General features: G+C 38.1%; 13 protein-coding genes. 10 read left to right on the top strand and 3 right to left on the bottom strand.

Going from position 1 to position 15,698, the window contains the following annotated elements; all coding sequences use genetic code 11:
- Positions 1-3: 3 nt before the first annotated feature.
- Positions 4-1,737 (bottom strand): AMP-binding protein, encoded by a 1,734-nt coding sequence (locus tag PX700_RS13375; RefSeq protein WP_479520970.1) that lies wholly within the window; start codon positions 1,735-1,737, stop codon positions 4-6.
- A 346-nt stretch (positions 1,738-2,083) separates the two neighbouring features.
- Positions 2,084-2,530, bottom strand: a complete 447-nt coding sequence (locus PX700_RS13380; RefSeq protein WP_007582681.1) for a DUF3010 family protein — start codon at positions 2,528-2,530, stop codon at positions 2,084-2,086.
- 355 nt (positions 2,531-2,885) lie between these two features.
- Here PX700_RS13380 and thrS point away from each other — a divergent pair, with 355 nt between their 5' ends.
- The 10 genes from thrS to PX700_RS13430 all read left to right on the top strand — a co-directional run bounded on the left by thrS (position 2,886) and on the right by PX700_RS13430 (position 13,735).
- Positions 2,886-4,796 (top strand): threonine--tRNA ligase, encoded by a 1,911-nt coding sequence (gene thrS / locus PX700_RS13385; RefSeq protein ID WP_166419058.1) that lies wholly within the window; start codon positions 2,886-2,888, stop codon positions 4,794-4,796.
- Between the two features lie 59 nt (positions 4,797-4,855).
- On the top strand, positions 4,856-5,416 hold the full coding sequence (gene infC / locus PX700_RS13390) for a translation initiation factor IF-3 (RefSeq protein WP_479520971.1): 561 nt from the start codon (positions 4,856-4,858) through the stop codon (positions 5,414-5,416).
- A gap of 212 nt (positions 5,417-5,628) precedes the next feature.
- A complete protein-coding gene (gene rpmI / locus PX700_RS13395; RefSeq protein WP_002960713.1) occupies positions 5,629-5,829 on the top strand; it encodes a 50S ribosomal protein L35 in 201 nt (66 codons plus the stop codon).
- Positions 5,830-5,844: 15 nt separating this feature from the next.
- Positions 5,845-6,204, top strand: coding sequence for a 50S ribosomal protein L20 (gene rplT, locus PX700_RS13400; RefSeq protein WP_002960711.1), 360 nt, complete (start codon positions 5,845-5,847; stop codon positions 6,202-6,204).
- 651 nt (positions 6,205-6,855) lie between these two features.
- The gene (locus tag PX700_RS13405) at positions 6,856-8,673 is read left to right on the top strand and encodes a M14 family metallopeptidase (RefSeq protein WP_479520972.1); all 1,818 of its coding nucleotides are present in this window, start codon (positions 6,856-6,858) and stop codon (positions 8,671-8,673) included.
- A gap of 1 nt (position 8,674) precedes the next feature.
- Complete coding sequence (locus PX700_RS13410; RefSeq protein ID WP_479520973.1) at positions 8,675-9,316, top strand: MBL fold metallo-hydrolase; 642 nt, start codon at positions 8,675-8,677, stop codon at positions 9,314-9,316.
- 106 nt (positions 9,317-9,422) lie between these two features.
- Positions 9,423-9,881, top strand: a complete 459-nt coding sequence (locus PX700_RS13415) for an Lrp/AsnC family transcriptional regulator (protein WP_007375323.1) — start codon at positions 9,423-9,425, stop codon at positions 9,879-9,881.
- A gap of 127 nt (positions 9,882-10,008) precedes the next feature.
- Positions 10,009-11,565, top strand: coding sequence for a SulP family inorganic anion transporter (locus tag PX700_RS13420; protein ID WP_166419055.1), 1,557 nt, complete (start codon positions 10,009-10,011; stop codon positions 11,563-11,565).
- A gap of 275 nt (positions 11,566-11,840) precedes the next feature.
- A complete protein-coding gene (locus PX700_RS13425) occupies positions 11,841-12,914 on the top strand; it encodes a sensor histidine kinase (RefSeq protein ID WP_197178745.1) in 1,074 nt (357 codons plus the stop codon).
- The gene (locus PX700_RS13430; RefSeq protein WP_197178743.1) at positions 12,911-13,735 is read left to right on the top strand and encodes a LytR/AlgR family response regulator transcription factor; all 825 of its coding nucleotides are present in this window, start codon (positions 12,911-12,913) and stop codon (positions 13,733-13,735) included. Before PX700_RS13425 ends, PX700_RS13430 begins: the two co-directional genes overlap by 4 nt.
- Positions 13,736-13,965: 230 nt before the next feature.
- Here PX700_RS13430 and pyk read toward each other — a convergent pair whose 3' ends face one another.
- A complete protein-coding gene (gene pyk, locus PX700_RS13435; RefSeq protein WP_415635975.1) occupies positions 13,966-15,402 on the bottom strand; it encodes a pyruvate kinase in 1,437 nt (478 codons plus the stop codon).
- Positions 15,403-15,698 lie beyond the last annotated feature (296 nt).

The raw sequence follows: 15,698 nt of genomic DNA on the forward strand, positions 1-15,698 counted from the left end.
AAATTAAGAGAAGGCTTTGTCGCTTAGCTCTTCTTGCATTTGCTCTCGCATTTTAAATTTTTGCAGTTTACCTGTTACTGTCATTGGGTAGTTTTCTACAAAGCGGATATGTCGTGGCATTTTAAAGTAGGCTAGTTTGTCTTTTAAAAACTCACGAATTGCTTGCTCATCAAGCACTGCATCTTCTTTTGGTTGGATCCAAGCGCACACTTCCTCGCCATACTTTTCATCTGTTATACCAAATATGGCAGCATCTTGAATGCCCGGGTAGGTGTAAAGTACTTCTTCTATTTCGCGAGGGTAAATGTTTTCGCCGCCGCGAATAATCATATCTTTAATACGGCCCACTATGGTGACAAACCCTTCAGTATCCATTACACCTAAATCACCAGAGTGTAGCCAACCGCTGTCATCTATTGTGGCTTTTGTTTTAGTTTCGTCATTCCAATAGCAGCGCATTATACCTGCACCTTTACTACACACCTCTCCAGGTTGACCAATTTGTTGAATGTTACCCAATTCGTCAATAATTTTAACCTCGGTATGCGCAAGCGCACGGCCAACAGTCGTTACTTGGCGCTCTATTGATGAGTCTGTTTCGGTAATGTTGTTTATGGGGCTGCACTCAGTTTGCCCGTAAGCAATGAGCACTTGATGCATGTTCATTTGTGTTTGTACTTTTCGCATTACTTGCTCAGGGCACGTTGAACCGGCCATTACACCTGTGCGCAAAGTACTTAGGTCGTAATCGTTAAAATTACTTAGTTCAAGCTCACTAATAAACATAGTGGGTACACCATGCAGCGCTGTACAGCCTTCTTGTTGCACTACATCAAGTGTAGTTTTTGCATCGAACGAATCACCTGGGTAAATGGCTGCAGCACCTTTACTAACACATAATAAGCTACCTAGTACCATAGCAAAGCAATGATACAGCGGGATCGGAATGCATAATTTGTCATCGCTTGTAAAATGCATAGACTCAGCAACAAATAACGCATTATTTAAAATGTTTTTATGTGTAAGCGTTGCGCCTTTTGGATTGCCTGTTGTACCCGATGTAAATTGGATATTGATATCTTGCTCTGCATTTAAGTTTGCACCAATTACTTTTAATTCAAGCTCATGTGCCGATGTTGGCAAGTTAATAACATCATTAAACGCATGCATACCAGGAGATTCTTCATCACCGATACGAATTATATTTTTAAGAGTGGGCAATGCCTTTAAATTAAGCTTATTTTTATCGCAACTAGCAAGTTCTGGAGCCAAACTATTAAGCATTTCTAAATAATCACTGCCTTTGAAATTTGATGCTGTAATTAAGGTTGAACATTCAACACTATTTAAAGCGTATTGTAATTCGTTAGGGCGATATGCAGGGTTAATACACACCATTATTGCGCCAATTTTGGCTGTTGCAAACTGGGTTAAGCACCATTCAATATTATTGGGAGACCAAATACCAACGCGCTCTCCTGGTTTTACACCAAGGGCCAGTAAGCCCATAGCAAGTTGATTAACTTCTTTTTGAAACTCTTTATATGTTAAACGAATATCTTGATGATGAACTACAACGGCTAAAGCCTTTGGGTTTTTGTCGACAATAAAGTCAAAGTACTCGCCAATGGTTGAATTTGTTAAAGGTGTGCTTTGTATACCTTTAAAATAGCTTTGCGATAACGGTAAATGATTTATTTGTTCTAATTCTTTTACCGCAATAGTGTGTGTGTGCATTGCTTTCTCCATGAAAAGTGTGTGAGTTATGTAAACTACAAAGTTAAAATAAACACATATTGTCGACAAAGAGAAGGGTGGTTAGACTAATGTATTATACCAACCTGCATAAATATTTGATCAATTTAACGAATTAAATTGCACTATAACGTCGTTAAAAATTTTTTATTTAGAACAACTAGATACAAAAATTTTAGCCTAGTTCTAGCGTGATTTTCTTAACGTTAAATAGACCCCGTATATAAGCAGGTTGGTATGAGTACCTTTATAAAATCTAATCATGTTTTTTAGATACAAAAAAACGCGTCTTACAGAGTAAGTACGCGTTTTTAAACGAGCAATGAGTTTACATTTCGTCGCTGCGGTATGTTTTTTTCATTATATAAACGTAGGCATTTACGAATGCATTTTCTTGGTACTTTTTAAGACCCGTTTCTTCAAAATCAATAGGAATAGGATTACGCTTAACCTGTTCTTTAATTTCGGTTGTGGTAAATAAACGTACATCTAAATTGTCGATTAATTGAATTGCAGTTTCCATTTTGAATCCTTTTGCGCTGCCAGCAAATTTACCTTTTGGCTGACGCTCACGAATTGCAACAGAATCAATTTGGTAGTCTTGCATTAGTTTTGCAAAATCAAATTGAAATTTACGCATTACTTCAGTGTCGTTACCGTTACCTAAGGTAAAGCGTGTTTGGCGCACATCGCGAATATCAAATACGTCATTATCTTTACTTAAAATACAAAGTAGTACATCACTACCGGTAATTTCTACACCACATGTTCTCATGTCTATTCTCTAAAATAACTTAATTACGCAGTATTATACGCAACGTACATTAAAATGCGAGTACAGGTATAGTTGTAGGCGCGTAATTAGCGCGTTGATGCTTTTATATTTTAATTAAATGATTTTTTTTGCACTAAAAGCTACATTTTGTGCTCAAAACGGGTGGATTTCACCCCTTTAAACTTGTAATTAAATGCACAGCACGCGACAATATATGCTTGTAGTTGAATAGACTCGTCATCTACATTAATTAGTCAATGCTTATTCGTAAAAGCGTTGTCGAGCCATTCTCATTTAATTTAATAAAAATACACGTGATACATTGTAGGTGTCACCACTGTAGTAAGGATTTATAATGCCAGTTATTACTCTTCCAGACGGAAGTCAACGTAGTTTTGAAAACCCTGTAAGCACGCTTGATGTTGCAAACGATATTGGTCCTGGTTTAGCTAAAGCGACCATTGCCGGTCGTGTTAATGGCGACCGTGTTGATGCATGTGATAAAATTTGTGAAGATTCTCGCCTTGAGATCATCACCGCAAAAGACGATGACGGCCTTGAAATTATTCGTCACTCTTGTGCTCACTTAATTGGTCATGCAGTTAAGCAACTTTTCCCAGACGCAAAAATGGCAATTGGTCCTACTATTGATAACGGTTTTTACTACGATATCGATATGGAACATTCATTATCACAAGATGATCTTGAAGCAATTGAAAAGCGTATGTTGCAACTAGCTAAAACAAACTACGACGTAGTGAAAAAAACAGTAAGCTGGCAAGAAGCACGCGATACATTTGAAGCGCGTGGCGAAACATACAAAATAGAAATTTTGGACGAAAACATTGCTAAAGATGACCGTCCAGGGTTATATCATCACGAAGAATATGTAGACATGTGTCGTGGACCTCACGTTCCTAACATGAAATTTTGCCAAAACTTCAAAATAATGAAAGTGGCAGGTGCATATTGGCGTGGTGATTCAGACAACAAAATGCTACAACGTATTTACGGCACAGCGTGGGGCGATAAAAAGCAACTTAAAGCGTATTTAAAACGCCTTGAAGAAGCTGAAAAACGCGATCACCGTCGTATTGGTAAAGCGCTTGATTTATGGCATTGGCAAGAGGAAGCGCCAGGCATGGTATTTTGGCACAACGATGGTTGGAGCATTTACCGCGAGCTTGAAGAATTTGTACGTGAAAAATTACGTGAATATGAATACGAAGAAGTAAAAGGTCCAATGATGATGGACCGTTCACTTTGGGAAAAATCAGGTCACTGGGAAAAGTATTCAGAAGCAATGTTTACCACTGAATCTGAAAAGCGTGAATACGCAATCAAACCAATGAACTGCCCAGGTCACGTGCAGATCTTTAACCAGGGTTTAAAATCGTACCGTGATTTACCACTTCGTATGGCTGAATTTGGTTGTTGTCACCGTAATGAGCCATCAGGTGCACTACACGGTTTAATGCGTGTACGTGGCTTTACCCAAGATGATGCTCACATTTTCTGTACCGAAGAGCAGATAATGGACGAAGTTTCAGCGTGTATTAAGATGGTTTATGATACATATGAAACATTCGGATTTGAGAAGATTGTAGTTAAGCTATCTACTCGCCCAGAACAACGCATTGGTGAAGACCATATGTGGGATAAAGCAGAGCTTGCTTTAGCCGAAGCACTTAAGCTAAATGATATTGAATTTGATTATCTTCCGGGCGAAGGCGCATTTTACGGTCCGAAAATTGAATTTACTTTGTACGATTGTTTAGACAGAGCGTGGCAGTGTGGTACAGTGCAATTAGACTTTGCATTACCGGGTCGTTTAGGCGCTACTTATGTAGCAGAAAATAACGAACGTCGTACACCTGTAATGATACATCGTGCCATTTTAGGTTCTATTGAACGCTTTATTGGTATTTTAACAGAAGAGTACGCTGGTTTATTCCCGACGTGGCTTGCGCCAAAGCAAGCGGTAATAATGAATATTACCGATAAACAGGCTCCTTATGTTAAAGAAGTTGTACAAAAATTAAATAAACTTGGAATTAGAGCCGCTGCTGACTTGAGAAATGAGAAGATTGGCTTTAAAATCCGTGAGCATACACTTAAGCGTATTCCATACCTGCTTGTTGTTGGCGATAAAGAAGTTGAACAACAAGAAGTAGCAGTGCGTACTCGCACAGGTGAAGACCTAGGCAAATTTAATGTCGATGATTTTGTAGCTAAAATTAGCGAAGAAATTAAAAATCGACAGTAAAAATCGAGCGTGTAAGGCATTAACAAACAGCCAATTACACGCTTATATTATTGATATTCTTGGAGGAACGTACTATTAGAGGCGGCAAGAAAGGGCAACAAACAGCTCAAAAAAATCGTATTAACGAAGAAATTACAGCGCAAGAAGTTCGTTTAATTGACATTGAAGGCGAACAAGCTGGAATTCAGTCATTACAAGACGCGCAAACTATGGCCGATGCAGCGGGTGTTGATCTTGTTGAGATCAGTCCAAACGCTGAGCCGCCTGTTTGTAGAATCATGGATTACGGTAAGTTCATCTTTGAAAAAAGCAAAGAACTAAAAGAGCAGAAGAAGAAGCAAAAGCAGATCCAGATAAAAGAAATCAAATTCCGTCCTGGTACGGATGAAGGTGATTATCAGGTTAAGCTTCGCAACTTACGTAAGTTCTTAGAAGCTGGCGATAAAGCTAAGATTACTATCCGCTTCCGTGGTCGTGAAATGGCTCACCAAGAAATTGGTATAGAATTATTAAACCGTATCAAAACCGATTTAGAAGATCTTGCAGTAGTTGAGTCTTTCCCAAATCGTGTTGAAGGCCGCCAAATGGTTATGATGATGGCGCCTGTTGCTAAAAAATAATTTTTAAGCGATAATACGCACCGAAATTAGCTTAGGTCTGCAAGTAATATGCGAATATTCACCTGAGTTAACCGGTCTTAAAGTAAGATTGCGGCATTTATGCTGGGTCTTCACCGGAACATGGCAGTAAGTTAGGCCTAAAAGTGGAGCTATAGAAATATATCTCACGCCTGCTTACTAATTTAAAAGCAATACAATTTGGAGTTATTGCAATGGCTTATAAGCTAAAAAGTCACAGTGGCGCTGCTAAGCGTTTCAAAAAGACTGCTTCTGGCGGTTTCAAGCGTAAACAAGCGCATCTTCGTCATATTCTGACTAAGAAAACTTCTAAGCGTAAGTTACACCTACGTCCTAAGATGATGGTTCATAAAAATGACCATGGTCTAGTTTCACGTATGTTACCGTTCGCTTAATAGGGGTTTTTAGAAATGGCAAGAGTTAAACGCGGCGTTGTCGCACGTGCACGTCACAAAAAAGTTTTAAAACAAGCAAAAGGTTACTACGGAGCACGTTCACGTGTTTACCGCGTAGCTTTCCAGGCTGTTACTAAAGCGGGTCAATACGCTTACCGTGACCGTCGTGCGAAGAAACGTACTTTCCGTCAATTATGGATTGCACGTATCAATGCTGCTTCACGTCAAAATGGTCTGTCTTACAGCCGTTTTATCAATGGTCTTAAAAAGACATCTGTAGAAATCGATCGTAAGATCCTTGCAGATATCGCTGTTTACGACCAAGTTGCATTCGCAGCGCTTGTAGAAAAAGCAAAAGAAGGCCTAGCCGCTTAAGCTTTTTCATATAAGTATTAAAAAGGAGCCCATGGCTCCTTTTTTTGTGCCTGTAATTTAATAATTTAGCGGAGTTGTTTTATGTGTTTTTTAAATTGGGTTTATAATACCAATTCCAATAAATAGCTGATCTATTTACTTGCTAAAACAACCCATTTCTTTGTTGTAAATATCGCAAAGGGAACAACCATTTACATCAATTTACGCCTAGAACTGAATTATTTTTTCGGCGTAAAATTTAGATCACATACTTAATGGAATTGGTATAAATAGTAATATAATGAATTACTATAATTAATAATGTTATATAGCCTTAAAAGACAGGTGTGAATGAGTGATACCAATCTGCTTATATACGGGGTCTATTTAACGTTAAGAAGATTACGCTATAACTAGGCAAAAATTTTTGTATCTAGTTGTTCTCGGCAATTGCTCCCTGCATTGCTCTACCTCCTGCATCCATGCAGTCGTAAATAAAAAATTTTTAACGACGTTATAGTGAAATTTAATTCGTTAAATTGATCAAAGATTTATGCAGATTGGTATGAGATGTAATTGGCTGCATTTTTTTGTTGAATCACCGCAGTTTCCTCATTATAAAAAATTTAGTTGATATAATTTATATAATTGAGGCGTTTGTTAGAGAATTTTATGTTTGCAAGTTTACTAGTTTTATCTGCAAGTGTGGCGTATGACGCGCACTTACCTCCACTCATTGAGTGGCAGGGGAAAAGCGTAGAGCTTTTACAAAAAGAAGGGCCGTTAACTACTGATTTTGAGCTGTCAGCAGGTGAAGCGTCGCCCGATTATGCAAATACAATGGCATTTGTAGATAGGTTAGTTGCTGCAAACCCTACTCAGTTTCAATCTCAAATTATTGGCTATAGTAATAGCAAGCGTGCAATAAAAATGCTAATTGCCAGTGAGCAAGGCTTTTTTGAAGCAAGACAAATGGCTAATAGTACAAAGCCGACTATTTTTATTCAGGCAGGAATACATTCTGGTGAAATAGACGGTAAAGATGCCATGTTTATGTTGCTTAGAGATATAGCGACGGGTAAGCGCCGTGACATTTTAAAAAAGGTAAACATATTATTTATTCCTATTTTAAATGTAGATGGACACGAACGCAGTAGTGCATTTAATCGCATCAATCAACGAGGCCCTGCTAAAATGGGCTTTAGAACAAATGCAAACAACCTTAATTTAAATCGCGATTTTACTAAACTTGATACGCCAGAAGTCAGAAGTGTTTTAAAGGTTATTAACGACTACAACCCAAATTTATACATTGATGTACACGTTACCGATGGGGCAGATTACCAATACGATGTGACTTATGGCTACAATCCGGTATTTTCAAGCGAATCGCCTGCGGTATCTGACGCTTTAAACCAGTTTTTTAAACCTATGATTGACGATACGCTGGCTGAACAAGGCCACACGCCAGGGCCACTTGTTTTTGTTATGGACAAGCGAGATTTTAAAAAAGGATTAGCGGGGTGGGTTGCTACGCCGCGCTTTTCAAATGGTTGGGGCGATTTAAAATCATTACCGACTATTTTAGTAGAAAACCATTCATTAAAACCTTACAAGCAACGTGTATTAGGAACTTACGTGTTTTTAGATGGTGCTATTACTGCGCTATCTAAGCACAGTCATGAATTAGCTAATGCAGTAAAAAAAGAACAGGAATTTGTTCCTAAACAGTTAATAGTAAAGCGTGGCTATGCCAAGCAAGCTGATACGATTGCGCAGTTTAAAGGTATTGAGTATTCATCAAGCATGAATGCACTTTCGGGCCAAAATGAAGTTAAGTATTTAGGTAAAGCACACACCTATACCGACTTACCTATTTATTGGCAAAAAGATGTACAACATACAGTTGAAGTACCTAAAGCTTTTTTTATTCCGCCTGTATATGGCAATATTGTTGAAAAGTTAAAGCTACACGGTGTATCTATTAATAAACTTGAAGGGGCGAATACACAGCCTTTAAAAGTAGCTAAAGTAAAAGACTATACGTTTGATAAAGCACCTTTTGAAGGGCGTTTTAGAGTGTCAGCCACTTTTGATTATGTGCCTGCTATTAATGTCGATTTAGATGGCTGGTATCAAGTCAATACCCAACAAAAAGCAGGTGAGCTTGCTGTGCATTTGTTGCACCCTGAAGCACCTGATTCATTTTTTGCTTGGGGGGAATTTAATACAATTTTTCAGCGTACTGAGTACATGGAAAATTATGCGCTAATTCCATTCGCACGCCAAATGTTAAAAGACAATCCAAAGCTAGCGCTTAAGTTTGACGAAAAGCTTAAAGATAAATCATTCGCGAATGACGCTGATGCACGATTAAATTGGTTATATGAGCAAAGCCCATTTTATGATCAAGCGTACTTAAAGTATCCGATACTTATGTCATTCGAAGAAGAAGTGGTTATCCCGGATCAAAAAAGTAAAGAAATCTAATATGCAAATAATAACTATACCCGTCACTGCATTTGCACAGAATAGCCGTATCATTGCGTGTAGCGAAACTAAACAAGCGGTAGTTGTGGATCCTGGTGGCGATGCAGAAAAAATAATCGCGGCCCTAAATGAGCATAAATTAAAACTAAATGCTATTTGGTTAACACTCGGGCATTTAGATCATGTGGGTGCGGCAGATATTTTGCGTAATCAATTTAACGTACAAATTATTGGTCCACAAAAAGATGAATACTTTTGGTTTGAAAACTTGCCTATACAAGCACAAATTTTCGGGTTTAAACCTATTGAGCCGTTTTATCCGGATATTTGGCTAAACCATAACGACACCGTGAGCGTAGGTAAACTTAGATTTTTAGTGAAACATTGCCCGGGGCATACACCGGGTCATATTGTGTTTTATCAACAAGAGCACGAGTGCGTTATTGTAGGTGATGTTATTTTTAAGGGTTCAGTAGGGCGCACTGATTTTCCTAAGGGGAATAGTGAGCAACTTATTGAATCAATTAAAACGCAAGTTCTTACACTGCCGGATAGCACTAAAATTTTAGCAGGACACGGAAGCGACACGACAGTCGGTTTTGAAAAACAAACAAATCCCTTTGTCAGTGGTAAGTTTGGTTAAATAACTTATTGAAGGTTAGTTAACTGTATAAAAATTAAAAATAAGCAGACTGTGTTTTAAAATGGCTGTATAATTTAACCAGTTTATTTGATAAATAAGAAATAAAATGTCTCTAAATCACGTAGATCGCCAAATATTGGCACTTTTACAACAAGATGCTAGTTTATCAACCGCAGAAATTGCAGATAAAGTAGGCTTGTCTCAATCTCCATGCTGGCGTCGAATTGCCAAGCTAGAGCAAGATGGTTATATAAAAAGCAAAGTGGCTCTTTTAGATGAGAAAAAGCTTGGCTTTGATATGCTGGTATACGCACATGTGCGTTTATCAAACCACGGTAAAAAGAACCTTGCTGAATTTGAAAAACTTATAATGAGTTACGATCAAGTCACAGAGTGTTACACAATGGCCGGAACAATGGACTTTATGCTACGCATAATTTCACAAGGCATTGAAGGATATGAGCACTTTGTACGCGATAACTTGTTAAGCTTAGAATATGTACAGGAAGTACATTCTAACGTAACAATGACATGTGTAAAACGCAGTACTTCTCTTCCTTTATAAAGCACTTCTTTGTAAAGCTAAACCACTTTTAGTTTAGCTTTACGGCACAATGACAATTGTTAACTGAGCGCTATTTTGATAGAATTTAGCGCTTTTTTTATACCCATAACACCATTTGAGGAACTCAATGTTTAACTTACTCAGTAGGGCGCCTAGCTCTGCTAAAAACGATATTTTATCTGGATTAACTGTGGCGCTTGCCTTAGTTCCAGAAGCTGTTGCGTTTGCCTTTGTTGCAAATGTAGAACCTTTAGTTGGTCTATATGCCGCGTTTATCGTTGGTTTAATTACGGCTATATTTGGTGGCCGCCCTGGTATGATTTCAGGTGCAACCGGTGCACTAGCTGTTGTTATGGTAAGTTTAGTACTTGATCATGGTGTTGAGTACCTATTTGCAACAGTGCTGCTCATGGGCATACTGCAAATACTCGCCGGCGTCTTTAAGCTTGGAAAGTTTATTCGCATGGTTCCCCATCCGGTAATGCTAGGTTTTGTAAATGGCTTAGCCATTGTTATATTTTTAGCCCAATTAGGGCAATTTAAAGTCCCTGATGGTATGGGCGGACAAGAATGGATGACGGGTAATCCGCTATACATTATGCTTGGATTAGTGGCTTTAACAATGGCTATTATTCAGTTTTTACCAAAACTAACTACGGCTGTACCTTCCACACTAGTTGCTATTATTACAGTAACAGCTTTAGTAATTGGCTTGGACTTAGAAGCGCATACTGTTGTTGATTTCTTAAAAGGTATGACTGGCGACGAAGCTGCAACAATTGCTGGCGGTTTACCGCAATTCCATATTCCAATGGTGCCGTTCACATTTGAAACGCTGCAAATCATTTTTCCTTATGCACTTATTTTAGCGGCTATTGGTTTAATTGAATCATTATTAACGCTTAGCTTAATTGACGAGATTACAGAAACCCGTGGTCATAGTAATAAAGAGTGTATAGGCCAAGGCGCTGCAAATATTACTTGTGGTATGTTTGGTGCTATGGGTGGTTGTGCAATGATTGGTCAATCAATGATAAACATTAACTCAGGTGGTCGCTCGCGTTTATCGGGTATTAGTGCCGCTTTAATGCTACTGGCGTTTATTATTTTTGCTTCAAGCTTAATTGAGATGATCCCATTAGCTGCGCTAGTAGGTGTTATGTTTATGGTTGTATTAGGTACATTTGAATGGGCTAGCTTTAAAATGATGAAGCGTGTGCCTCTATCTGACGCCTTCGTAATAGTACTTGTATCGGGTGTTACGGTTGTTACTGATTTAGCGATTGCAGTGTGTGTAGGTGTTATTGTATCTGCGCTGGTATTTGCTTGGCAGCATGCTAAACACATATACACAACGAACTACATTGATGAAGACGGCGCTAAAGTATATGAGCTACATGGTCCACTTTTCTTTGGTTCAGTTAAAAACTTTGCAGAGTTGTTTGATGTTAAAAACGACCCTAAAAATGTCATTGTTGAGTTTAAACATAGCCGTGTATCAGATCACAGTGCAATAGAAGCGATAGATACACTCGCTGATAAGTACACTAAAGCGGGTAAGCAACTTCACTTACGTCATTTGAGTAAAGACTGCACGCAGTTACTACACAAAGCACGCGATTTAGTTGAAGTAAATGTAATTGAAGATCCTACTTATAAAGTGGCTTCTGACAAACTTGCATAGTTATTTATTGAGTAAATAGCTTTTAAAAAAGCGAAAGGTTAAAGCCTTTCGCTTTTTTATTACACCTAGCACACAACTTTGCGTTAAGGCTCTTAAAAACCAAGACAGTTTGTAGTGATAAACATTCTTATAAATCGATATAATGAGTAAACATAATTATTATAAAAATTAACTTTTTTACTGTTCTCTGTCGTTAGAATAATAAAAATAACAGACCTGTTTAAAAATAAATTTTATATCATTTGAATTAAACCCCCATGGAGTAAAAGTAAATTTTGAACTGGCAATCTTTGGTTGATAACCGACAACGCTTTTTTTGGCTTTTGCAAATTGCAGGCTGGATTGGTTATGCGTTAGTAAATTATATCGGCTCTAAAGTATTTGAAATGCGTGATATTTACGTATTTGTTATTTTATTAAATGCTTATGCTGGTTGCTTAATGACAGTGCCGCTTAGGTATATCTATCGTAAAATTTGGAATGCTTCGCCCTGGGTATTAATGATTGTAGTATTTGGTGCCTCTTATATAACAGGTACTTTATGGGCTGTTGTTCAAAAATTTAATTTGTGGGAAATATATCGCCATGGCTATAGGCCAGAGGAGTGGTTTTATTACCTGCAACAAGGCTTAGATTCAGTTTATATTATACTGTGTTGGAGCGGATTATATTTTGGTGTTAAGTATTATCAATTGTTACAAGGTGAACGTCAAAAAGCGCTTAAAGCGACAACCATGGCACATGAAGCACAATTAAAAATGTTGAGATACCAGCTTAATCCTCATTTTCTATTTAATACACTTAATGCTATTTCCACATTAATTTTGGTAAAAGAAAACAAAGATGCTAATTTAATGGTGTCGAAGCTTAGTGATTTTTTACGTTATACACTCAATACCGATCCAATTAAAAAAGTACCGTTGGAGCAAGAGCTGCATGCACTTATGTTGTACCTTGAAATTGAACGTGTACGTTTTGACGAACGACTAAAAGTTAACGTTGAAGTAAGCGAGGAAGCTAAACAAGCATTATTGCCAAGCTTAATTTTGCAACCGATTATTGAAAACGCAATTAAGTACGCTATTGCTCATCTAACAGAAGGTGGTGTAATAGATATTAAAGCGCAGGTGTTTGCTAACGAATTATTATTAGAAGTTGGCGATAACGGCCCAGGTACAGACATAAAAGATGGCCAGTTAGTCAATGCACAGGGCGTTGGTGTAGCAAACACAAAAGATAGATTAAAAACGCTCTACGAGAATAATTATTCGTTTGTATTATCACATAATACGCCAAGTGGATTAAAAGTTAATCTGCGAATCCCGTTTGAGAAGGCTGTGAAGAAATGATAAAAATAAAAACACTTATTGTTGATGATGAACCATTAGCACGTAAAGGTTTAGATGTAAGGCTTGCAGAGTTTGCTGATATTGAAGTAATCAAACTATGCAGCTCAGGTGCTGATGCTATTGAAACATGTAAAAACGAAAAAATAGACTTAGTATTTCTAGATATTCAAATGCCAGGCATGAATGGCTTTGAAGTTGCCCGAGCGCTTAGTGAAAGCACAAAAGTGCTTCCTGCCATTGTGTTTGTAACTGCTTTTGATCAATTTGCAGTTAAAGCGTTTGAGATTCATGCTTTAGATTACATTTTAAAACCCGTTGATGATAACAGACTAAAACAGGCGGTAGAAAAAGTGCATACCTACTTAAAAACGCAGCAAGACAACGCCCATAAGAAAAAACTAGCGAGTTTTGTAGCCGGGATCACTGGTAATAATTGCGAAGAAATTCTTAAAAAATTAGCCACTGGCGACACCTTAACAGACAGGCGCTACCCAGAGTCACTCGCTGTAAAAGAGCAGGGGGAAATAGTTAGAGTTCCCGTTGCTACTATTCAATGGGTTGATGCTGCTGGCGACTACATGTGTTTACATTGTGAAGATGGCCAAACACATATTTTACGTAAAACAATGAAAGAGCTAGAACAAGAGCTCGACCCTCAGTTGTTTGTACGCGTACACCGCAGTGCAATAGTAAATACAAAGCAAATTAGTAAGTTGGTTACGCAGGTAAGTGGTGAGTATTTATTAGTACTTGAAAACGGACAAGAGCTTAAAGTAAGCCGTAGCTACCGTGATAAAGTAAAAGCAGCACTAGCAAGTTAAAACCAACGCCTTTACTACAGATACAAAAAATGCGAGCTAAGCTCGCATTTTTTATATTTGTGATTAATTATACCAATTGCGTTAAATAAGTAATCTATTATAGCGCTAAGAAAATAGCGCTATAATAAGGCGAAAATTATGACATGTAGTTGTTCTATATGAATAATTTTCAACGCAGTGAGAGCGCTATTTAATGCGATAGAATAATCATGTTTTTAATAAAATTGGTATTATGCAACGGTTACAATTTTCATTGTGTTAGTTGCGCCCACAGTTTCCATTGAGTCACCGTGAGTAATAATTACCGTATCGCCAGCTTGTAATGAGCCTTGAGCTACAAGTGTATCAAGTGCTGCTTTTACCATGCCGTCTTTTTCAGTTTTTGTAGAATCAAAAAACACCGGGTAAACACCACGATAAAGTGCAGTTTGACCTAATGTACTTGCATGACGAGAAAGCGAGTAGATTGGTAATCCTGAGCTGATACGCGACATTAATTTAGCCGTGCTACCAGATTCAGTGAGTGTGATAATTGCTTTAACCGAATCTAAGTGATTAGCTGCATACATAGCAGAAAGCGCGATAGATTCAGCGTTGTTAGAAAAGCGACTATCTAAACGATGCTTAGAAACGTGTGTTTCTTTTTGCGACTCAGCACCTAAACAAACACGTGCCATAGTTGCCACTGTTTCTTCAGGGTAATCACCGGCAGCTGTTTCAGCTGAAAGCATTACAGCATCAGTACCATCAAGAACAGCATTTGCCACATCCATAACTTCTGCACGTGTAGGCATAGGGTTATCGATCATCGATTCCATCATTTGCGTTGCTGTTACTACAGTACGATTTAATGAACGAGCACGACGAATAATTAGTTTTTGCTTGCCCATAAGTGCAGCATCACCAATTTCAACACCTAAATCACCACGCGCAACCATTACTGCGTCAGACGCTAGAATAATGTCATCAACAGCTTCTTGTGTTTCAACGGCTTCAGCACGTTCAATTTTTGCAAGTAGTTGTGCTTTTGAACCAGCAGCTTCAGCAAGTGAACGTACGTAGCGCATATCGTCGCCACTACGTGGAAATGATACGGCAATGTAATCTACGTCAATTTCAGCGGCAGTTATTAAATCGTCTTTATCTTTTTCAGTAAATGCTGGAGCCGTTAAGCCACCACCTAAACGGTTAATGCCTTTATTGTTAGATAAAACACCGCCAACAGTTACAGTACAATGTACTAAATGCCCAGCAACTTCATCAACACTAAGTTGGATAAGACCATCGTTTAGTAAAAGTAAATCGCCAGTGGTTACATCGTTAGGTAACTCTTTGTAGTCGATACCTACAGAGTTTACGTCGCCTTCGCCTTTTTCCATTTTTGCATCAAGGGTAAATTTTGCACCTACAGCAAGTGTTACTTTACCTTCTTTAAAAGTAGAAACACGGATTTTAGGACCCTGAAGGTCAGCAAGGATAGCAATATGCTTGCCTAATCTTTTTGCGATATCGCGCACTGCTTGTGCACGGTCTTTATGATCTTGGGCAACACCATGTGAGAAGTTTAAACGTACTACATTTGCCCCAGCGATAATAATTTTTTCTAGGTTGTTATCTCTATCGGTAGCAGGTCCAAGGGTAGCGACTATCTTTGTGCGTCTTAGCATCAATTTCTCCTAAGTGCTTGGTGAAAGCATGTTGACGGTTATTTTGTTGACTTAATCTAGCTATATTAGAACAAAATATTTTAGTTATGAGCAAACTTCAAATGTTTGCCACTATTTTATACAAAACTATTGTGTCATCATTATGACACCGGTGTCAGAATGCGTCAATGATCTTAATTTCAATTAGCTTTGCTTTTAGTCAACCCGAGAGCATCGATGTTTGATATAATTACGTAGCTTATTTATCTGTAATAAAAAAGCATGTTGTTACTAGCTCATGGTTAGCATTTTATGAC

Source organism: Pseudoalteromonas sp. TP27 (assembly GCF_056470645.1).

Bases quoted from the DNA above. Each gene is read 5' to 3' on its own strand.
- PX700_RS13405 (WP_479520972.1), top strand. From the start codon at position 6,856: ATGTTTGCAAGTTTACTAGTTTTATCTGCAAGTGTGGCGTATGACGCG.
- PX700_RS13415 (WP_007375323.1), top strand. From the start codon at position 9,423: ATGTCTCTAAATCACGTAGATCGCCAAATATTGGCACTTTTACAACAA.
- thrS (WP_166419058.1), top strand. From the start codon at position 2,886: ATGCCAGTTATTACTCTTCCAGACGGAAGTCAACGTAGTTTTGAAAAC.
- rpmI (WP_002960713.1), top strand. From the start codon at position 5,629: ATGGCTTATAAGCTAAAAAGTCACAGTGGCGCTGCTAAGCGTTTCAAA.
- PX700_RS13375 (WP_479520970.1), bottom strand. From the start codon at position 1,737: ATGCACACACACACTATTGCGGTAAAAGAATTAGAACAAATAAATCAT.
- PX700_RS13380 (WP_007582681.1), bottom strand. From the start codon at position 2,530: ATGAGAACATGTGGTGTAGAAATTACCGGTAGTGATGTACTACTTTGT.
- PX700_RS13430 (WP_197178743.1), top strand. From the start codon at position 12,911: ATGATAAAAATAAAAACACTTATTGTTGATGATGAACCATTAGCACGT.
- rplT (WP_002960711.1), top strand. From the start codon at position 5,845: ATGGCAAGAGTTAAACGCGGCGTTGTCGCACGTGCACGTCACAAAAAA.
- PX700_RS13410 (WP_479520973.1), top strand. From the start codon at position 8,675: ATGCAAATAATAACTATACCCGTCACTGCATTTGCACAGAATAGCCGT.
- PX700_RS13420 (WP_166419055.1), top strand. From the start codon at position 10,009: ATGTTTAACTTACTCAGTAGGGCGCCTAGCTCTGCTAAAAACGATATT.
- pyk (WP_415635975.1), bottom strand. From the start codon at position 15,402: ATGCTAAGACGCACAAAGATAGTCGCTACCCTTGGACCTGCTACCGAT.